Source organism: Catellatospora sp. KI3, from assembly GCF_029948125.1.
Classification (GTDB): Bacteria; Actinomycetota; Actinomycetes; order Mycobacteriales; family Micromonosporaceae; genus Catellatospora.
Map to the genome: position 1 here is coordinate 1 of NZ_JASAMB010000023.1, position 18,646 is coordinate 18,646.

14 protein-coding genes, 1 tRNA gene and 1 pseudogene are annotated in these 18,646 nt (G+C 72.0%); 10 read left to right on the forward strand and 6 right to left on the reverse strand.

All coding sequences use genetic code 11. The features are described from left to right. The 3 genes and pseudogenes from QEZ54_RS29160 to QEZ54_RS29170 all read left to right on the forward strand — a co-directional run. A pseudogene (locus QEZ54_RS29160) lies at nt 1-172 on the forward strand (DNA primase); the annotation flags it as partial. Continuing rightward, the gene (locus QEZ54_RS29165) at nt 169-1,746 is read left to right on the forward strand and encodes a hypothetical protein (RefSeq protein ID WP_348650585.1); all 1,578 of its coding nucleotides are present in this window, start codon (nt 169-171) and stop codon (nt 1,744-1,746) included. The pseudogene QEZ54_RS29160 and the gene QEZ54_RS29165, both read left to right, overlap by 4 nt. Nucleotides 1,747-2,431: 685 nt before the next feature. Further along, nucleotides 2,432-3,961: a LacI family DNA-binding transcriptional regulator gene (locus QEZ54_RS29170; protein WP_281307949.1), complete on the forward strand. Its 1,530-nt coding sequence runs from the start codon at nt 2,432-2,434 to the stop codon at nt 3,959-3,961. Between the two features lie 99 nt (nt 3,962-4,060). Here QEZ54_RS29170 and QEZ54_RS29175 read toward each other — a convergent pair. Together QEZ54_RS29175 and QEZ54_RS29180 are read right to left on the reverse strand one after the other, a co-directional pair. Beyond that, nucleotides 4,061-4,137 (reverse strand) — tRNA-Pro (locus QEZ54_RS29175). A 58-nt stretch (nt 4,138-4,195) separates the two neighbouring features. Continuing rightward, nucleotides 4,196-5,071: a metallophosphoesterase gene (locus QEZ54_RS29180; protein WP_281307950.1), complete on the reverse strand. Its 876-nt coding sequence runs from the start codon at nt 5,069-5,071 to the stop codon at nt 4,196-4,198. A gap of 87 nt (nt 5,072-5,158) precedes the next feature. Between QEZ54_RS29180 and QEZ54_RS29185 the strand changes: the two genes are divergently transcribed. Beyond that, on the forward strand, nt 5,159-5,611 hold the full coding sequence (locus tag QEZ54_RS29185) for a GatB/YqeY domain-containing protein (RefSeq protein ID WP_281307951.1): 453 nt from the start codon (nt 5,159-5,161) through the stop codon (nt 5,609-5,611). A gap of 67 nt (nt 5,612-5,678) precedes the next feature. Here QEZ54_RS29185 and QEZ54_RS29190 read toward each other — a convergent pair whose 3' ends face one another. Further along, nucleotides 5,679-8,201, reverse strand: coding sequence for a transglycosylase domain-containing protein (locus QEZ54_RS29190; protein WP_281308033.1), 2,523 nt, complete (start codon nt 8,199-8,201; stop codon nt 5,679-5,681). 491 nt (nt 8,202-8,692) lie between these two features. Here QEZ54_RS29190 and QEZ54_RS29195 point away from each other — a divergent pair, with 491 nt between their 5' ends. After that, entirely contained in the window at nt 8,693-8,989 is a 297-nt protein-coding gene (locus tag QEZ54_RS29195) for a WhiB family transcriptional regulator (protein WP_120317452.1), read from the forward strand. A gap of 67 nt (nt 8,990-9,056) precedes the next feature. Here QEZ54_RS29195 and QEZ54_RS29200 read toward each other — a convergent pair whose 3' ends face one another. The 3 genes from QEZ54_RS29200 to QEZ54_RS29210 are packed head-to-tail and all read right to left on the reverse strand — an operon-like array spanning nt 9,057 to nt 12,322. Next, nucleotides 9,057-10,166 carry an ArsA-related P-loop ATPase gene (locus QEZ54_RS29200; RefSeq protein WP_281307952.1) on the reverse strand — a complete coding sequence of 370 codons (1,110 nt, stop codon included), beginning with the start codon at nt 10,164-10,166 and terminating at the stop codon, nt 9,057-9,059. A 9-nt stretch (nt 10,167-10,175) separates the two neighbouring features. Further along, nucleotides 10,176-11,159, reverse strand: a complete 984-nt coding sequence (locus tag QEZ54_RS29205; protein ID WP_281308034.1) for an ArsA-related P-loop ATPase — start codon at nt 11,157-11,159, stop codon at nt 10,176-10,178. A 26-nt stretch (nt 11,160-11,185) separates the two neighbouring features. Further along, nucleotides 11,186-12,322: a hypothetical protein gene (locus tag QEZ54_RS29210; RefSeq protein WP_281307953.1), complete on the reverse strand. Its 1,137-nt coding sequence runs from the start codon at nt 12,320-12,322 to the stop codon at nt 11,186-11,188. 195 nt (nt 12,323-12,517) lie between these two features. On the opposite strand from QEZ54_RS29210, the gene QEZ54_RS29215 reads away from it, so the two are divergent. The 5 genes from QEZ54_RS29215 to QEZ54_RS29235 all read left to right on the forward strand — a co-directional run bounded on the left by QEZ54_RS29215 (nt 12,518) and on the right by QEZ54_RS29235 (nt 18,633). Continuing rightward, a complete protein-coding gene (locus tag QEZ54_RS29215) occupies nt 12,518-12,676 on the forward strand; it encodes a DUF4177 domain-containing protein (RefSeq protein ID WP_281307954.1) in 159 nt (52 codons plus the stop codon). Between the two features lie 55 nt (nt 12,677-12,731). Continuing rightward, on the forward strand, nt 12,732-13,193 hold the full coding sequence (locus QEZ54_RS29220; RefSeq protein ID WP_281307955.1) for a RidA family protein: 462 nt from the start codon (nt 12,732-12,734) through the stop codon (nt 13,191-13,193). A gap of 144 nt (nt 13,194-13,337) precedes the next feature. Next, nucleotides 13,338-14,039: an MBL fold metallo-hydrolase gene (locus tag QEZ54_RS29225; protein WP_281307956.1), complete on the forward strand. Its 702-nt coding sequence runs from the start codon at nt 13,338-13,340 to the stop codon at nt 14,037-14,039. Nucleotides 14,040-14,046: 7 nt separating this feature from the next. Next, nucleotides 14,047-17,691: an adenylate/guanylate cyclase domain-containing protein gene (locus QEZ54_RS29230; protein ID WP_281307957.1), complete on the forward strand. Its 3,645-nt coding sequence runs from the start codon at nt 14,047-14,049 to the stop codon at nt 17,689-17,691. 3 nt (nt 17,692-17,694) lie between these two features. After that, the gene (locus QEZ54_RS29235) at nt 17,695-18,633 is read left to right on the forward strand and encodes a serine/threonine-protein kinase (RefSeq protein WP_348650586.1); all 939 of its coding nucleotides are present in this window, start codon (nt 17,695-17,697) and stop codon (nt 18,631-18,633) included. Nucleotides 18,634-18,646 lie beyond the last annotated feature (13 nt).

An 18,646-nucleotide genomic window follows, 5' to 3' on the forward strand; every position in this document is an offset into this window, starting at 1 on the left:
AGCCGTGGCGCTGGGCCAGCTGGTGGCCGGTGGCGCGCTGCGGGAGCAGGACGTAGAGGGCCTGCTGACGCAGGCTGCCTTTTCGATCGGCCTGCGGCCGATGGAGACGGCCCGCACCATCGCCTCCGGCCTGCGTGCTGGGGCGCGGCGTCCGAGGACGGTGGCCGCATGAACGGGGATGCCGACAAGCCTCAGGTGAGGGTGGGTACCGGTCCGGAGAGCATCCGGGTCATCAAGGCAGCGCTGGGTGACGGGCTGCTGCCTGACACCTACGTCTCCGATGGCGCCCTGGTCCACATGGAGACCGTGTCCGGTGGCCTGCCCAGCGTCGCCGCTGACGAAGACTCGCCGCTGCCGGTGTCGGCCAGTCCGCTCAACCCGGCCGTCCTAGCCGGGCTGCTGGCCGAGCACGCCCACGTCTACCGGACCAAGACCCGCAAGGACGAACAGGGCCAGCTGGTCACCTACGAGGAGGAGACCACGCCTTCGCGGGAGGTGCTGGCTTCGGCGCTGGCCGGGAAGACGTGGCCGAAGCTGCCGCCGCTGCGGGGCATCATCGGCGCCCCGGTCCTGCGCCGCGACGGCACCCTGTTGCAGCAGCCCGGCTACGACCCGGCCACCGGCCTCTACCTCGCGTCGAAGGTCGCCCTGCCGCCGGTGCCGGAGGCGCCCACGCCACAGCAGGTAGCCGCAGCACGTTCGTTCCTGCTCGACCGGTTCCTGTGCGACTTCCCGTGGGCGGGGCCGGCGGATCGGGCAAACTACATCGCGCTGCTGGCCACGCCAATCCTGCGGCACTTCACCCGGTCGCTGACACCGTTCGCGCTGATCGACGCGACCATGCCCAGCAGCGGTAAGACGATCCTGACCGCCGGGCCGGGCATGCTCTACGGCCAGCGCATCATCCCGTGGGCCTACGCCGACGAGGAGCTGCGCAAGTCCATCACCGCCGTACTGGCCGAACAGGTCGGGGTGGTGATCTGGGACAACCTCGCCGAGGGCACCGTCATCGACTCGGCGATCCTCGCCCAGCTCGTCACCACCGGCGTGTGGTCGGACCGGCAGTTGGGCGCGTCGCGGACCCTGGCCACCGTCAACGACCGGCTGTGGATGGCCACCGGCAACAACCTCCAGGTCGGCGGAGACATGGCCTCCCGCACCGTCCGGGTGCACCTCGACCCGAACATGCCCCGGCCCGAGCAGAGGGACCAGGCCGCGTTCGGCATCCCGCACCTCGACCAGTGGATCACCGTTCCCCGTAACCAACTGACGGTCCTGTGGCACCTGCTGGTCCTGGTCCTGGACTGGACCCGCCAAGGCGCCCCGCGCGTCGCCGGGGTGAGCATGCGCCAGTTCACCCCCTGGGCGCAGTACCTAGGCGGGTTCCTGGCCCATCACGGCATCGACGGGTTCCTGACCAACGCGGGCAGCGTGCGGGAGATAGACGAGGACGAAACGCGCTGGCGCGCGTTCCTCACCACCTGGCATGAGCGCCACGGTGGTCGACCTATGACGGCCGCTGACCTGCGCAAGGATGCCGAACCCACACAGCTCGGCGGCGTCGAAGACGACCCATGGGACGGGCAGTTCATCGTCACCGGGACCGGTCGCCTGCCCAACCCGCTGCAACTCGGGCGGCTACTCACCGGGCAGGCCGGGCGGTGGCGCGGCGACCATGTCGTACGCGCCGGGAAGTCCGAGCGGGGCGACAGGGCCGTGTTCTGGGTGGAGCAGCACGGCGGTTAAGACCTGCTGAAACATCTCCGCATCTCCGCATCTCCGCAGAAACCTTCCGCTACCTGGGGAAACACTCTGCGGAGATGGGAAAGTCGGCGATCTCCGCATCTCCGCATCTCCGCATTCTGCTTGCGGAGATGGAGCCCGTTTGCGGAGATGACCGACCCCCTCTCCCAAGATCTCCGCAAGCATTCGCCCAGCTCGGCGGCATGTTTGCGGAGATGCGGAGATGCGGAGATGTTTCAGCCCTCCCCGCAAACCAACGGACATCGGGAGAGACGACATGGCAATCGCACGCTCTGCAAATCGGCAAGCCGCACGAGACGATCTCGCGCTCTACCTTCCTGCCCAAGTCGCCAAGATGCTGGGTTGCTCGGAATGGTGGGTCAAAGAGCAGGCCCGCCAACGGCGCGTGCCGTACGCATGGATCGGAGGCGCGTACAAGTTCACGCGAGAGCACGTGGCCGAGATCATCAGGTTGTACGAGCGCCCGGCAGTCCAGCCCGCCATCAATCGACCGGTCGGCGCCGGAGCTTCCCGCCAGTGCGTCAGAGCCGATCACGGGGCAGCAATCGCGCTGAGGGCGCGTACGCCGCGGCGGGCGAGAGTCGCCCCCGATCTAAAGCAAGCCGCCTAGGTCAGCGATTAGCGCCGCACGGATTCCGTGCGGCGCTTCTATCTCGGAGGTGAAACCTTGGCTTTCGCGGAAAATCGCGGAACCTACTGGCGCGGCCGGTATAAGACTGACCCGGGCAAATACGAATCCGTCAAAGACCAGACCGGCGCCGTAATCCGCTTTCGCACCAAGCGGGAGGCGGAACGAGCCGCCGAGGAGCAAGAGGCAAGCGTACGGAAAGGCACATGGCGTGATCCGGCCGTGGGCCGTGAGACGTTCGGCGCGTTCGTCAGCCGGTGGTACGCACTCCAGGACTTGGCCGCATCGACCATGCAGAACTATCGGCGCCATATTGAGGAGCACCTACTACCGACGTTTGAGAATCTGGCGGTTGCCGACATCAAGCCGCCCGACGTCGCGGCTTGGGAGAAGGCGGAACGTGCGCTCGGCTATGCCGAATCGAGCCTTAAGACCTGGCGCGCAACGCTGCACCTCATCCTGTCCGACGCGGTGGATGAGGGAATTCGCGACTTCAACCCGGCTGCTAAGCGGCGCGGGCGAGGCAAGAGAGCTGGGCGCGGTGGGCGCCGAGGCCCGGAGAAGGCCGTGACGGACGCATTGGGCGTTCTGCTGATCGCCGAACGTGCGGCGCTGCTCTCGGGCAGAGACGATGAGTTCGTGGCCGTGGTGACCATGGGCTACACCGGCGTTCGCTTCGGCGAGCTGGTCGGGCTAGAGGCTGAGTACGTGCGGGCGCGCAGTCTGCGCGTGGAGTGGCAGCTCTACGAGCTGGACACCGGCGAGCTGCACCGGTGCCCGCCTAAGGACGACTCCCGGCGCACCATCGACCTGCCGGACTGGCATGGTCGGCTGCTGGCCGACCACCTGGCAGCGGCCAGCCCCAAGCCATGCGAGTGCCACGGACGCCGGTATGCGTTCACCGGTCATCGGGCAGCCAACCAGGCCGCGCAGGCGCCAGGCGCCAAGCTGGTCGACGTGGCGCGCAGAGCCGGAGTCTCCACCGGCACGGTCTCCAACGTGCTCAACCGGCCGGACACCGTGCCGGAAGCCACACGGGAGAAAGTGCAGGCAGCCATAGCTGATCTGGGCTACGTGCGGGGAGCGGCGTCCGGGGGAGTGGCCGCTCACTGGCGGCGCAGCGGGTTCGCTACCTGGCTGTTCCATCCGGCCGCGACGGGCCGGTACCCGACGCGGGCAGGTAGTGACCTCCGGCCGGTGCCGATCCTGGGTGACCCGTGGCCGGGCATCCCGGTGCGCGGGAGGAACGCGTCACAGAAGGCAGACGCGTGCTGGGCGCCGGTCGCCGAACGCCTCACCCCCCACGGCTCTCGGCACTCCCACAAGACCCTCATGGATGGCCTGGGTACGCCGTCACAGCTCAAGGATGAGCGGATGGGGCACCTGGACGGGTCGGTTCAAGCGCGGTACTCGCATGTGACACAGGCTATGCGCGAACGGCTCATGGAGGATCTGACTGAGGTGTGGCACGCGTCGCTGTCTGCCCGCCGCGCCATGAGTCCGGGGTCGCCCGTGGCCGTCCTGGACCAGTTGCTGAAGGGGGGTGGAGAGCGCCCGCTGACCGGGTAATCCTCAAGATCTTCTCCCAGATTTCTCCCAGATCAGATCTTGAAACGCATCAGGGCGGGTCTCCCGTGAGGGAAGACCCGCCCTGACCTGCACTTACTTTGGTCGGGGTAGCCGGATTTGAACCGACGGCCTCTTCGTCCCGAACGAAGCGCGCTACCAAGCTGCGCTATACCCCGAAGCGGTGCTCCGAAATAGTAGCCGACCCACCCCGCTCCGCCAAAACCGGTATCCCCCTCAGCGTGGGATGAGCGTCAGCAGGGTCGCCTCCGGGCGGCAGGCGAACCGCACCGGCGCCGTCGGATGCGTACCCAGCCCGGCCGAGACGTGCAGCCAGGCCCCGTCCCAGCGGTGCAGCCCGCGGGCCAGCGAGCGCTCCAGGCCGCAGTTGGTCACCAGCGCCCCGAACCCCGGCACCCGCACCTGCCCGCCGTGCGTGTGCCCGGACAGCAGCAGGTCGAAGCCGTCGGCGGTGAACGCGTCCAGCACCCGGGGCTCGGGGGCGTGGCTGAGCGCGATCCGCACCGCCGCGGCGGGGTCGGCGGGCCCGGCCGGGTACGCGTCGAGGCCGATGTGGGGGTCGTCCACGCCCGCGAGGTCGATCATCCGGCCGCCCGCCTTGACGGTGGCGCGGGCGTTGTCGAGGTCGGTCCAGCCCGCGGCCAGGAACGCGGCGCGCAGCTCCTCGGTGGGCAGCTCGACGCCGTGCCGGTACTCCCGGTCCTTATGGAAGTAGGTGAAGGGGTTCTTCCAGACCGGGCCGGTGTAGTCGTTCGAGCCGAAGACGAAGGCGCCGGGCAGCGACAGCAGCGGCTCGTACGCCGCGAGCACGCCGGGGACGGCGTCGGGGTGGGCCATGTTGTCGCCGGTGACCACGACCAGGTCCGGGTCGAGCCCGGCCAGTTCGCTCACCCAGCGCTGCTTCCGTTTCTGGCCGGGGGTGAGGTGCAGGTCCGACAGGTGCAGCACGCGCAGCGGCTCGGCCTCCGGGGCGAGCAGCGGCACGTCGTACCGGCGGAGGGTGAACATGTTGCGTTCGATGAGCGTGCCGTACGCGAGCGCGCCCGCGCCCACCACGACCGCGCCCACGGCGATTTTCCCGAGCGGACCCATGTCCCTAAGGGTAGTTTCATCGCCCATGAGGAAGCACACTGCGTGTCGCGCGTCCGGCGCCGACCGCGAGCCGGGCAGGGAGTCGTCATGGGCCTGAAGGAGCAGCTCACCGAGGACATGCGGGCCGCGCTGAAGGCCCGCGACGAGGTGACGACCGGCACGCTGCGGATGGCGCTGGCCGCGGTCGGCGTGGCCGAGGTCGCGGGCAAGGCCAAGCGGGAGCTGAGCGACGACGAGGTGCTCGCCGTGCTGGCCAAGGAGGCGAAGAAGCGGCGCGAGGCCGAGGTGGCGTTCGCCGACGCGGGCCGCGCCGAGCAGGCCGCCAAGGAGCGGGCCGAGGAGGAGGTGCTGGCGCGCTACCTGCCCGAGCAGCTCTCCGACGCGGAGCTGGTGGACCTGGTCACGCAGACGCTGGCGACCGGCGGCTTCAGCGGCATGGGCTCGATGGGCCCGGCCATGAAGGCGGTCCAGGCCGCGGTGGCGGGCCGGGCCGAGGGCGGCAAGGTCTCGGCGGAGGTACGGCGCCAGCTCGCCGCCTGAGTGCTCGATGACGAAGGCCCCGGCCGCCGCGGGTGCGGCGGCCGGGGCCTGATCGTTTCTGCAGGTGCTATTCGAGCAGCTTGCGCAGCACGTCGGCCAGGTTGGCCGGGGGCGGGATGATCGGCCCGCGTCGGCCGTTCCCGCCGTTGCCGCCGTTGCCGCCCGGACCGCCGTTGCCGGGGCCCGGGGGCGTGCTGGGCGCGACGCCCTTGCCGTCGCTGACGTTGATGATCACGATGGCGCCCTTGACGGTCTTGCCCGTCGGACCGGTGCCCGCCGCGGTGCCCTTGGGGCACGGCGAGGCGATCTCCTTGGTGGCGACGCTGACGTCGAAGCCGGCGCCCCGCAGGATCGACTTGGCCTCGGGGATCGGCTTGCAGGTCACCGACGGGATGCTGATCAGGTTGCCGGTCACCAGCTTGTTGCTGCTGGGCTTGCGGAAGTTGACGCTCTCCTTGCCCTTCATCGCGTCCCGCATGGCCCACTGCACGGCCGGGTTGATGATGTCGTGCGACATCTTGTGCGTGTTGACCTGCGCCCAGTCCGGGTCGGTGAAGAAGCCCGACATGGCCAGCTGCCTGGTGGTGATGGTCAGCGTCACCGACTTGGAGTTGTCGGTGGTGCCGGTCTTGCCCGCGATCGGCTTGCCGATGATGCCCTTGGAGTTGGCGGCCGTGGTGGCGCCGTCGCAGCGGCCGTACAGCGAGGAGTCGCCGACGGGGCAGCGGGCCGCGTCGATCGCGGCGCGGGCCACGTCGGTGGAGACGCCGGGCTTGCAGTTGGTCTGCGAACCGATCTCCAGCTTCTCGCCGTTGCTGTTGGTGATCGACTCCACCGGGACCGGCGCGCAGTACTTGCCGTCGGCGGCCAGCGTGGCGAAGGCGTTGGCGATCTGCAGCGGGGTCTGGTCGGAGGCGCCCAGGGTGAACGGGCCCCAGTCGTCCGGGTGCTGCGAGTGGTAGAAGTCGTCGACCTTCTGCTTGGGGTTGTCGTAGAAGGTCAGACCGAGCCGCTTGGCCACGTCGATGACCTTCGCGCCGCCCACCATCTCGAACAGCGGCACGAAGTACGTGTTGACCGAGTGGCCGAAGCCGGTCCACATGTTCTGCTGGCCCCAGTCCTTGTTGCCCGAGTTGTTCGGGCACCAGTAGCCGCCGCAGTTCGGGTCGCCGTCGATCTTCATGTGCGACACGTAGGGTGCCGTGGTCTGGATCGGCGTGGCCAGCGGGAAGCCCGCCTCCAGGGCCGCGACCAGCGTGAAGATCTTCATCACCGAGCCGGCCTGGTAGCCCGCGATGTCCGGGCCGCCTGACATCAGCGGGTTGGTGGTGTTCGGGTACGACCCCTTGTAGCCCTTCCTGGCCAGCTCAGGGTTCGAGGCGGGGCCGTTCTGCGGCTTCGTCTTGCTGTCGATCTTGAAGTTGCGGTTGGTGGCCAGGCCGCGCACCCGGCCGGTGCCGGGCTCGACGGCGGCGAGCAGCACCGCGTCGGACTTGTACTTCCAGGCCTTGCCGGTGCGCTCGTTGTTCTTGCTCAGCGCGCGGGTGATGGCCTGGCGCATCGCCTTCTGGGTCTGCACGTCCATCGACGTCTGGATCCGGAAGCCGCCCGACTTCAGCGCCCGCTCCCGGTCGTACGTGGTGGCACCGAACTGCTCCTGCTCGTTCCACCAGCGCTGGAAGAAGTCGCAGAAGAAGCCCCAGGAGTTGTCGATGGCCTGCACGCAGCCGTTCGGGGTGACCTTCCCGGTGACCTTGAGCTCCTCGGCCTTGGCCTTGGCGGCCTGCTCGGCCGTGAGCGCGCCGGTCTGCACCATCTCGTCCAGCACGTAGTCGCGCCGCCCGATGGCCTCGTCCTTGCCCTTGCCGGTCTCGACGTTGAAGTCGCCGGGGAACTTCACCAGCGCGGCCAGGAAGGCCGCCTCGGAGGCGGTCAGGTCCTTGGGCGCCTTGCCGAAGTAGACCGACGCGGCGGCGAAGACGCCGTAGGCCCGGTTGCCGAAGTAGGCGGTGTTCAGATACCCCTCGAGGATCTTCTCCTTGCCCATCTTCTGCTCGATGGCCATCGCGTAGCGCATCTCGCGCACCTTGCGCTTGGTGGTGTCCTCGGTGGCGTCCACGACCTCCTGGGCGGTGTTCGCCGAGTACGAGATCGACAGCCGGACGAACTGCATCGTCAGCGTCGAGGCGCCCTGCTGGACCTCGCCGGAGGCGTTGTTGTTGATGAAGGCGCGGGCGATGCCCATGACGTCGACGCCGTTGTGCTCGTAGAACTTCTGGTCCTCGGCCGCGATGATCGCCTTCTGCATGATGTCCGGGATCTCTGCGAGGGGGAGGTCGCGCCGGTTCTCATCGTACATGGTGGCGATCAGCGTCTTGTTGTCAGACGCGTACAGGTAGCTGATCTGCGGCGAAGTCTTGACGGTCAGCTCGTCCGGCAGCTGGCCGAACGCCTCGCCACCGGCCTTCGCGGCCAGACCGGACAGTGCCACCGCGGGGAAGGCCGCCGCGGCGACCACCACTCCGGCAAGGAGGCCGCAAATCAGTAAGGATGCGGCGTTCACCAGAAGGTTGTGGTCGCTCTTACGCATGGGGGTCACCGCCTCAGGTTACGTGAGCTGCTTTCGTTCTCGCATACCGCGTCGTGGCGGCCGCACGCGGGGCCGCAACCGGAGCGCGAATGCGTCGTTGTCCAAGACGCACGACCCCTGGCGTGTGGTTGCGTTGCCAGCCGTGTGATGTCTCCCCGGATGTCACCGACAGCTCATGTGTTACTCGCGATGCGACGCTCCGTGTCCGGCCGGGCCCCCGCCCACCGGTACGCGGAGTGTCGCGCCTTGGCGCGCACAACCCCAGGTCACGTACATGAGATGCGCCGTTTAAGACCTTTTTCAGGCATTTTGGCTGACAACGTTGCGTAATCGTCCGACTACGGAGCATGATGGGCGGGCGAGTAACGCACGCCGTTCGCGTCGGTTCGGGGGAACCATCGGGGGGATGTGCCCGCTTCCGCGGCAGCAGTCTGTGCTGCGGAAGAAGGCAGGTCGCGAGCGGTAGGGAACGTCAGGGGGGACGTGGACACATGGGCATGGTCAACGATTGGCCCAGTCTCGCGGCGTGCCGGAACGGAGATCCGGATGCGCTGTTCGTACAAGGAGCCGAGCAGAACGTCGCCAAGCGCGTCTGCCGGGGTTGTCCGGTGCGGTACGAGTGCCTGGCGGACGCACTCGACAACCGCATCGAGTTCGGGGTCTGGGGTGGCATGACCGAGCGGGAGCGCCGCGCGCTGCTGCGCCGCCACCCGCACGTGGCCAGCTGGAAACGAGCCTTCGAGGTCGCCATGCAGGAGCAGGACCGCCGCGAGCTGGTCCGCGTCTGAGGCGACACCTCACCACGCACGGAGCCGCCGGCGACCACTGGTCACCGGCGGCTCCCACGTGCGGCGGCTAGGAGGCGGCCAGGGCGTCGCCGACGGCGCGCAGGCCGGTGAGGTCGTGCACGTCGGTGGGCTGCGCCGGTACGTGGGCGACCGGGACGTCGGGGAACTCGTCGGTAAAATCGGTCGAAACCGTGCTCTCCCGTGCCACCTGCCGCATCAGCAGCGCGTGCACCTCCAGCGCCTGCGCGGTCATCGCGTGCTCCTCGGCCAGCTCGGCGGCGGCCTCGGTGCTCTGCTTGGCCGACAGCTCCGGCAGCTCCGAGCGGTGCACGCGGTTCAGGACCAGGCCGACCAGCGGCATCCGCTCGGCGCCGAGGCGGCGGGCGAAGTAGCTCGCCTCGCGCACCGCGTCGGGCTCAGGCGCGGCCACCACCAGGAACGCCGTCTGCGGGTCCTGGAGCACCCGGTACGTCTGCTCAGCGCGCTCGCGGAAGCCGCCGAAGGTCGAGTCCAGCGCCGAGACGAAGCCCGACAGGTCGGTCAGCAGCTGCGCCCCGAGGATCTTCTGCACCGCCTTGGAGAACACCCCGAACGATGCGGTGACCAGGTTGAACATGCTCTTGCCGCCGGCCCGCGCGGGCACCATCAGCAGCCGCAGCATCTTGCCGTCGAGGAACCGGCTCAGCCGGGCGGGCGCGTCCAGGAAGTCCAGCGCCGAGCGGGACGGCGGGGTGTCGACCACGATCAGGTCCCACCGGTCGCCCGCGCGCAGCTGGCCCAGCTTCTCCATCGCCATGTACTCCTGCGTCCCGGAGAACGTGGAGCTCATCGCCTGGTAGAAGGGGTTGGCGAAGATCTCGCGGGCACGCTCGGGCGCGGTATGGGTGAGCACCACCTCGTCGAAGGTGCGCTTCATGTCGAGCATCATGGCGTGCAGCTCGCCCGGCCCGTCGACGCCGTCGACCACGCGCGGGGTGTTGTCCAGCTCGGTGAGGCCGAGCGACTGGGCCAGGCGCCGGGCCGGGTCGATGGTCAGCACCACGGTGCGGCGCCCGTGCTTCTCGGCGGCGCGCAGCGCCAGCGCGGCGGCCGTCGTGGTCTTGCCGACCCCGCCCGATCCGCAACACACCACGATGCGCACCCTGGGGTCGCCGAGCACCGCGTCCACGTCGAGCATGTGCTCAGCCTAAGCCGCGGCGCGCAGCAGCCCGGCGAGGTGCCGCACTCCGGCCAGGTCGATGCCGTCGGGCAGCAGCGGCAGCTCCAGCATCGGCCGGCGCAGCTCCGCGAGCTCGCCGCGCAGCTGCTGCTCCAGGGCGTGCCGGGCCTGGTGGTCGCGCGCCTCGGCGAGCAGGGTCGTCACCGTACGCCGGTCGACGGGCAGTCCGGCGGCGACCAGTCCGCGCTTGAGCTCGGCCTGGGTCAGCTTCGCGTCGGCCAGCAGCGGCGGGCGGGTGCTGTTGACAATGATCTTGCCGATGGGGATGTTCAGCCCGGACAGCTCCGCGATGGCGTCGGTCGTCTCCTGCACCGGCATCTCCTCCAGCAGGGTGACCAGGTGTACCGAGGTCATCGGCGAGCGCAGCAGCGCGGCCACGCTCTCGCTCTGCGTCTTGATCGGGCCCAGCTTGGCCAGGCGCGCTGCCTCGGCGGTGACGTTCAGGAAGCGGCCGATGCGGCCGGTGGGCGGGGCGTCGAGCACGACCGCGCGGTACACCCGGCGCCCGGCGTCGTCGGTGCGGGTCGTCGCCTCCTTGACCTTGCCGGTCAGCAGCACGTCGCGCAGGCCGGGGGCGATGGTGGTGGCGAAGTCGATCGCGCCGAGCTTGCGCAGCGCGCGCCCGGCCCGGCCCATCCGGTAGAAGAGGTCGAGGTACTCCAGCAGCGCCTCCTCCGGGTCGACGGCGAGCAGCCGCACGTCGGGACCGGCGTCGGGCAGCCGCCGCTCGGCGTACGGCAGCGGCTCGAGCTCGAACAGCTGGGCCAGGCCCTGCCGCCCCTCGACCTCCACCAGCAGCGTGCGATGCCCGCCCGCGGCCAGCGCGAACGCCAACGCGGCGGCCACGGTCGTCTTGCCCGTGCCGCCCTTGCCCGTGACCACATGCAGACGGGCCGGCCAGGCAGTGTCGTGCGCACTGCGAGCGGCCGGCCCGTCGGGGGAGTCGTTCAGCACCACATGTTGATGGTGCCAGGTGGCTACTTCACCTCGCAGACGAACCAACCCTCGTGCTTGACGAGGGTCAATGTCAGGTCCTGCTCCGACATCTTCTCGTCGCTCGTGACCAGCTTGATGGTCACCGTGGCGGTCGCCTCGCTCGTCGCCTCACCGGTGAGCTTGGGGGTCTCCCAGGTGAAGGAGGGGTTCTTCAGCTTCGCCTTGTCGGCCTTGATCTGGTCGACCTTGGCCGCGATCTCCTTGCCGTCGCGGGCGCCCTCGCAGACCAGCTTCTCGGCCGCGGTCGCGTCGCCGTTCTTGTACACGGCGGTGAGGAAGCTCTGGGTCGCCTCCTTGGCCGTCGGCGCGCCGATGCCCTCGGTGTTGCGCAGCACGAAGTAGGCGGTGATGCCGCCGGCGCCGCACAGCAGCACCAGCACGCCCGCGATGATCCCGAGCACCAGGCCGAGGCGGCCCTTCTTCGGCGGGGTCGCCGGGGCGCCGGGGAACTGCATGGGCGGGTAGCCGGGGGTGCCCGGGTAGGGCTGGCCGGTCGCCGGGTAGCCGGGCTGGCCCGACACGGGCTGGGCCGTGACCGGGTAGGCGGCCGTCGGGTAGGTCGGCTGTGCGGTGGCCGGGTAGGTCGGCTGCGGGGTCGCCGGGTAGCCCGGCTGGGCCGACACGGGCTGGCCGGAGACGGGGTACGCCGCGGTGGGCGCGGTGTACGGCGGCTGGCTCGTGGGCTGGCCGGAGACCGGGTACGCGGCGGTGGGCGCGGTGTACGGCGGCTGCGGGGCGACCACCGGGGGCACCGGCGCGGTCGGCGCGGTCGGCGTCGCCACCGGCGGCGCGGGCACGGCCGGGGCCGCGGGCGGCGTCACCACGGGCGGCAGCGGAACAGCGGGCCCGGTGGGCTCGGGCAGCGCCGCGGCCGGCGGCACCGGAGCCGCCTGCACCGGGGTGGGCTGCACCGGGGTCGGTTCGGGGGCCGCGGCGACCGGCGCGGGCTCGACCGGCAGCGTGGCGGTGGGCTCGACCGGCGCGGCGGCCGGGGGCATCGGGACCACGGGCTGCGCGGCGGTGGGGGAGTCGACCGGACCGGCAGCGAACGGGTCGACCGCGGGCGGGTACGAGCTGCCCGGCTCGACAGGCGGCTGCTGGTCGTTCGGCTGCGACATGTGATCTCCCCCTGGTCGTCACTGCGCGGCGCGACACACCGGCCCCGCAGCGGCTCAGCTTAGCGGCATCCCGCACATTCCCGCAGCGCCCCCGACCCCGCTCCCAGCGCCCCCGGGCCACAACCGCGGCGCGGAAGGGACGCGGCGCGGGGTCGGGTGTGCGGGCGGCGGCTGGGCGGGCGTTAGGTTGTGGCAATGACGAAGTGGGAGTACGTGACCGTCCCGCTGCTGGTCCACGCGACCAAGCAGATCCTGGACAACTGGGGCGCCGACGGCTGGGAGCTGGTGCAGGTCGTGCCCGGCCCCAACTCGGAGCAGCTCGTCGCCTACCTGAAGCGGCCGAAGGCCGACTGAGCCGTGCCGCGGCCGGCGGCCGCGGAGTGAACAGAGCGAACAAGGAGAGACAAAGATGTCTGACCCGTACTCGAAGCTCGCCGAACTGGGGCTGAAGGTGCCTGAGGTGGTGCCGCCGGTGGCGGCCTACGTGCCCGCGGTGCGCACCGGCAATCACGTGTACGTCTCGGGCCAGCTCCCGATGGCCGAGGGCAAGCTGCTGGCGACCGGCAAGGTCGGTGCCGAGGTCACCCCGGAGCACGCCAAGGAGCTCGCGGCCCGCTGCGCGCTGAACGGGCTGGCCGCGCTGGAGTGGCTGGTCGGCCTGGACAAGGTCGTCAAGATCGTCAAGGTCGTCGGCTTCGTGGCCTCGGCGCCCGGGTTCTCGGGCCAGCCGGGGGTCGTCAACGGCGCGTCCGAGCTGTTCGGCGAGGTGTTCGGCGAGGCCGGCCGGCACGCCCGGTCGGCGGTGGGCGTGGGCGAGCTGCCGCTCAACGCCCCGGTCGAGGTGGAGCTGATCGCCGAGATCGCCGACTGACCGGGCAGGTCGCCTGAGTGCCCAGGTCGCCGTTCGGGTGGAGCGCCGCGCCGATGGGCCGGAATCGCCGCCCGAACGGCGATCTTGTGTCAGCTACAGCGCCGAGGGGTGGGCGTACGCGGAAAGCTCAGTAGCATCGCTGGCATGACGCAGCAGGTGGGACCGGTGGCGCTACCGGGGTGGGTCACCCTGGTCAGGGCGCCCAATGCAGGGCCGATGACCCTCGACGGCACCAACACGTGGCTGCTCGACGACGGGACGGTCATCGACCCCGGCCCGGACGAGCCCGCCCACCTCAAAGCGATCATGGATGCCGGCCCGGTGCGCCGCATCCTGGTCACCCACGGCCACCCCGACCACCTCGACGGCGTCGCCCCGCTGGCCGCGCTGACCGGTGCGGCCGTCGGCGAGGTCCCCGGCTGGGTGACGGAGCTGAAGACCCCCGGCCACACCGCCGACTCGGTCTGCTTCGTCGCCGCGCGGGACGGGCAGCGCGTCGTGTTCACCGGCGACACCATCCTCGGCCGGGGCAGCAGCGTGGTCGCGTGGCCCGACGGCGACGTCGCGGCCTATCTGGCCAGTCTGGACCTGCTCGCGGCGTACCCGGTGCCGGGTCTGCCGGGACACGGCCCGGTGCTGCCCGACTGCGGTGCCGCCGCGGCGTGGCTGCGCGCCCACCGGCTGGAGCGGCTCGACCAGGTGCGGGCCGCGATCGCGCGGGGAGCCCGCACCCCGACCGAGGTCTGCGAGATCGTGTACGCCGACGTCGACCCCGCCATCCGCTTCGCCGCCGAGTGGACCGTCCGGGCACAACTTGCCTACCTTGAGACGTTGAGCGAGCTGTGAAGACGCCATGACCTGCCCCGTCTGCGGGACCGTGCCGGTGCCGGCCGCCCGCTTCTGCCACCACTGCGGCGCGGCCCTGCCCGCGGCGGCGACCCTGCCCGCCACCGAGCGGCGCGTCGTCACCGTGCTCTTCGGCGACCTGTCCGACTTCACCTCGTGGTCGGAGGAGCTGGACCCGGAGCGGGTCGGCGCGGTCACCGACCGGGTGCTGTCGGCGCTGGCCGGGGCGGTCAAGACGTTCGGCGGGCATGTGGACAAGCTGACCGGTGACGGCATCATGGCCGTCTTCGGCGCGCCCGTGGCGCATGAGGACGACGCCGAGCGGGCGGTGCGGGCCGCGCTGTCGATGCAGCGGGCGGTGCGCCGGGTGCTCGACGACGAGCGCGGCGGCAGCGCCCCGACCGGGCTGCGCCTGGGCGTCAACACCGGACCGGTGGTCGCGGGGGTGCAGGCCGGGCTGGAGTACACGGTCATCGGCGACACCGTGAACACCGCCGCCCGGCTGGCCGACGCGGCCGCCGTCGGGGCGGTCTACGCGGGGGCGCGCACCGTCGCGGCGACCCAGTCCGTGGCGGGCTGGCGCACGCTGCGGCCGCTGCGGCTGAAGGGCAAGCGCGAGCCGGTCGAGACGTACGAGCTGCTGGGGCTGCACGACGCCCGGGGCACGCGGGCCGGGCTGGGCGAGGAGGGGCCGTTCGTCGGCCGCGAGGCCGAACTCGGCCGGGTCGCCGGGCGCCTGGCCGAGGTCGTCGACCGCGACGAGCCCCGCGTGCTGGTCTTCACCGCCGAGGCGGGCATCGGCAAGAGCAGGTTCGCCAGCGAGGTCGAGCGCTTCGCCAACGGGTACGAGGTGAGCGCGGGCCGCTTCGCCAGCCGTACCCAGGCGCGGGTGCTGTCGGTCCGCTGCGCCGCGTACGGCGAGCGCCGCCGCCTCGCGCCGCTGGCCGACCTGGTCCGGCTGGCCGTCGGCCTGCCCGCCGACCCGAACACCGCCGTCACCCGGCAGGTCGCCGAGGAGCGGCTGCGCCGCCTCACCACCCGGCTCACCCAGCGCAGCGAGCCCGGCCGTCCGGTCAACGTGGACGTCGACGCGCTGCTGGCGCTGCTCGGCTACGCCGACCCGAACGAGCTGGCCCAGTGGCACGGCGTGTCCGGCGACGACCCCGAGCAGCCCGGCCGGGAGACCGCGGTGCTGGCGGTGGCCGTGGCCCGGCTGCTCGACGCGCTGGCCACCGAGTCGCCGCTGGTCGTGATCGTGGACGACCTGCACGACGGCACCCCGGAGACCCTGGACGCGCTCGGTTTCGCGCTGGAGGAGCTGACCGGGCCCGCGCTGGTGATCCTGCTGGGCCGGCCGGAGCTGGTGCGCCGGGCCGGGCAGCTGACCCGGGTCGCCGACGCCGAGGCGACGGCGCTGCCGCCGCTGCGCGGGGCGGACGCGGCCCGGCTGCTCACCGCGTACCTCAAGGGCGGGCGGCTGCCGCAGGCCGACGAGGACCGGCTGCTGACCACCGCCCAGGGCAACCCGTTCTACCTGGCCGAGCTGGTCACCCTGCTGATGGAGCGCGGGGCGCTGACCAAGGCCGGGGCGCAGCGCGGCCTGCCCGCCGCCCCGAACTCGCCCGGCTGGCGGCTCACCCCCGGCTCGCTCGACGCGACCCTGCTCTCCCGGGACCTGGCCGCGGTGCTCGCCGCCCGCATCGACGCGCTGCCTGTCGAGGCGCGCGCGGTGCTGCGCGACGCCGCCGTGGTCGGCGACTCGGTGCCCGCCGGGGCGCTGGAGGCGCTGCGCGAGCGCCGGTCCAGCCGCGACGGCCGCCCGGCCGCCGTGGTCGCGGTCGAGCTGGAGCGGGCCGTCGACGAGCTGCTGCAGCGCCGGATGCTGCGCCGGGTGCGGGGCGGGTTCGCCTTCGCCACGCCGCTGCTGCGCGAGGCCGCGTACGCCGGGGTGGGCAAGGCCGACCTGGCCGACCGGCACGCGTTCCTGGCCCGCTGGGCCGCCCCCGGCCAGACCCAGGTCACCGTCTCGTCCGGACGGACCGTGCCCGCGCTGGCCGGGGTCACCGACGACATGCGCGACTCGTTCGTGGCCGACCACGCCGAGCGGGCCACCCGGCTCGCCGACGCGGTCCGGCTGCGCCCTGACGTGCCCGCCCGGCAGGTCGCGCCGCTGGGCGTGGCGGCGCTGGGCCGGGCCGCGCGCCGGGCCGGGCAGGCGGGCGAGCCCGCCGAGGCGGTGGCGTACGGCGCCCGCGCCGCGCGCCTGGCCCCCGGTGCGCTGCCGCTGCCCGACCGGCTGGTGCACGCCCGCTCGCTGCTGCAGTACGGCCGGATCGCCGAGGCGCTGCACGACGCCGAGAAGCTGATCGCCGACGCCGCCGACGACCCCCGGGTGCGGGCCGGTGCGCTGCTGCTGGCCGGCCGGGGGCAGGTGGCGCAGGGCGACCCCGACCACGCGTACCGGTCGTGGTCGGAGGCGTTGAAGGCGGCCACCGACGCCGACCTGCCCGGTGAGCGGGCCGAGGCGATGCGGCGGATGGGCATGGCCGACTTCCTCAGCGGGCGGCTGGGCGACGCGTCCAGCCGGTTCGCGGGGGCGTACCAGATCGCGGTCAGCGCGGGCGACCGCAAGTCGCAGGCCTGGTCGCTGCAGAACCTGGCCTGGGTGACCACCACCCGGGGCGACTTCGCCGGGGCCGACGCGGCCCTGGCCCGCGCGGCGCGGCTGTTCGCCGAGACCCGCGACCCGGTGGGCCGGGCCTGGCTGCGCGGCACCACCGCGTTCGCGCGGCTGCTCGCGGGGCGGCTGACCGAGGCGCAGCGGCTGGCGCACGTGTTCCTGCCGTTCGGCGAGCGGGTCGGCGAGGCATGGGCGGTCGGCACGCTGCGCGCCGTGGCCGCGTTCGCCGCCGCCGAGCTGGGCGAACTGGGCGAGGCCGACCGGGAGGCGCGGCGCGCCTACCGCGACTTCGCCGCCGCCAAGGACGTCTGGGGGCGCGGGTTCGCGCTGGTCGCGCGCGGGGTCGTGGCGCGCGGCCTGGGCGAGTACGGCCACGCCGAGGACCTGCTCGCCGAGGCGCTGGAGGAGGGGGAGAAGGTCGGGCACCCGCTGCTGGTCGGCATGGCCGGGACGGTGCGCGGCTTCGTGGCGCTGGACCGGGGCGACTGCGCGGCCGCCGAGACCGACGCCCGCTCGGTGCTCACCATGGTCTCGCCGTACGGCGTGCTCGATCCGGCCCGGGTCGGCCCGCGCGCGCTGCTGGCCGCCGCCCGGCTGGCCGCCGGGGACGCGCCGATGGCGCTGCGGCTGCTCGCCCCGATCGCGGCGGCGCCGCACGGACCGTCCATGCTCTACTCCCGCCGCCAGGGCATCGCCCTCTACAGCGAGGCGCTGCTGGCCGACGGGCAGGTGGCGGCGGCGCTGAGCGCGGCCGAGCTGGCCCAGTCACTGCCGGCCGTCGATGTGCGCAGCCGGGTGCGCTCGGCGGTGGCGTACGCGAAGGTGCTGGCCGCTGCGGGCCGCGACGCCGAAGCCGTCGAAGCGGCCGCTCAGGCGCGTACGTTGGCCGAGGGGACGCAGCAGGCGAGCGAACGCAGCGTTGCGTTGGCGACATGGGGTGCCGTGAGCGAAGGGCGAAGCGCTACCGTCTAGCGCGTGACTGACACCCCGGCAGCCGGGCCCAAGATTCCCGGACTCACCGATCTGTCGCTGCTCGCCGTCGGCGGCTACGCGACGATCTTCCGTGCGGTGCAGGGATCGGTGGGCCGCGAGGTGGCGGTCAAGATCGAGAACCGGACCATCGACTCCGACCGGGACCGGGCGCGGTTCCTGCGCGAGGCGCGGGCGGCCGGCAAGATGTCCGGCCATCCGCACGTGGCCGACCTGTTCGACGCCGGGGTCACCGAGGACAACCACCCGTACCTGATCATGGAGCTGTACTCGGGGTCGTACCAGGACCGGATGCCGCTGCGCCCGCACGAGGTGCGCGACGTCGGCGTGAAGATCGCCGACGCGCTGGCCGACGCGCACGAGCGCGGCGTGGTCCACCGCGACGTCAAGCCAGCCAACATTCTGATCAGCGACTTCGGTGAGCCCGCGCTGGCCGACTTCGGCCTGGCCATCCTGGCCGAGCTGCGCGACCCCGACATCACCCTCGACGTGATGACTCCCGCGTACGCCCCGCCGGAGGCGTTCCGCCGCGCCGAGCCCGCCGCGGCCGGCGACGTCTACGCCCTCTGCGCAACCCTGTACGCGCTGCTGCGCGGCACCCCGCCGCGCTGGGAGCCGGACAGCCCGCCCGGCCTGCTCACCCTGATCGAGATGTTCGCGCTGCCGGTGCCCGACCTGCCCGACGTGCCGCCCGCCCTGTGCGAGGTGCTGCGCCGGGGCATGGCCAACGACCCCGCCGAGCGCCCCACCGCCCGCGCCCTTGAGGAGCTGCTCGCCGCCGTCGACCTGGATGCCGGCGACCGGTCGGCCCCAGCCCGCGACGCCAAGGGGACCGCCCCCGACCAGCCCACTGTCCACATCCCCCAGCAGCCCGAACGCCGCACCGGCCTGAGTGGCTTCCTGGACAACCTCTTCGGGCGTTAACCCCGGTCGCGAT

Bases quoted from the DNA above. Each gene is read 5' to 3' on its own strand.
- QEZ54_RS29180 (WP_281307950.1), bottom strand. From the start codon at position 5,071: ATGGGTCCGCTCGGGAAAATCGCCGTGGGCGCGGTCGTGGTGGGCGCG.
- QEZ54_RS29185 (WP_281307951.1), top strand. From the start codon at position 5,159: ATGGGCCTGAAGGAGCAGCTCACCGAGGACATGCGGGCCGCGCTGAAG.
- QEZ54_RS29200 (WP_281307952.1), bottom strand. From the start codon at position 10,166: ATGCTCGACGTGGACGCGGTGCTCGGCGACCCCAGGGTGCGCATCGTG.
- QEZ54_RS29195 (WP_120317452.1), top strand. From the start codon at position 8,693: ATGGGCATGGTCAACGATTGGCCCAGTCTCGCGGCGTGCCGGAACGGA.
- QEZ54_RS29215 (WP_281307954.1), top strand. From the start codon at position 12,518: ATGACGAAGTGGGAGTACGTGACCGTCCCGCTGCTGGTCCACGCGACC.
- QEZ54_RS29230 (WP_281307957.1), top strand. From the start codon at position 14,047: ATGACCTGCCCCGTCTGCGGGACCGTGCCGGTGCCGGCCGCCCGCTTC.
- QEZ54_RS29165 (WP_348650585.1), top strand. From the start codon at position 169: ATGAACGGGGATGCCGACAAGCCTCAGGTGAGGGTGGGTACCGGTCCG.
- QEZ54_RS29190 (WP_281308033.1), bottom strand. From the start codon at position 8,201: ATGCGTAAGAGCGACCACAACCTTCTGGTGAACGCCGCATCCTTACTG.
- QEZ54_RS29210 (WP_281307953.1), bottom strand. From the start codon at position 12,322: ATGTCGCAGCCGAACGACCAGCAGCCGCCTGTCGAGCCGGGCAGCTCG.
- QEZ54_RS29220 (WP_281307955.1), top strand. From the start codon at position 12,732: ATGTCTGACCCGTACTCGAAGCTCGCCGAACTGGGGCTGAAGGTGCCT.
- QEZ54_RS29225 (WP_281307956.1), top strand. From the start codon at position 13,338: ATGACGCAGCAGGTGGGACCGGTGGCGCTACCGGGGTGGGTCACCCTG.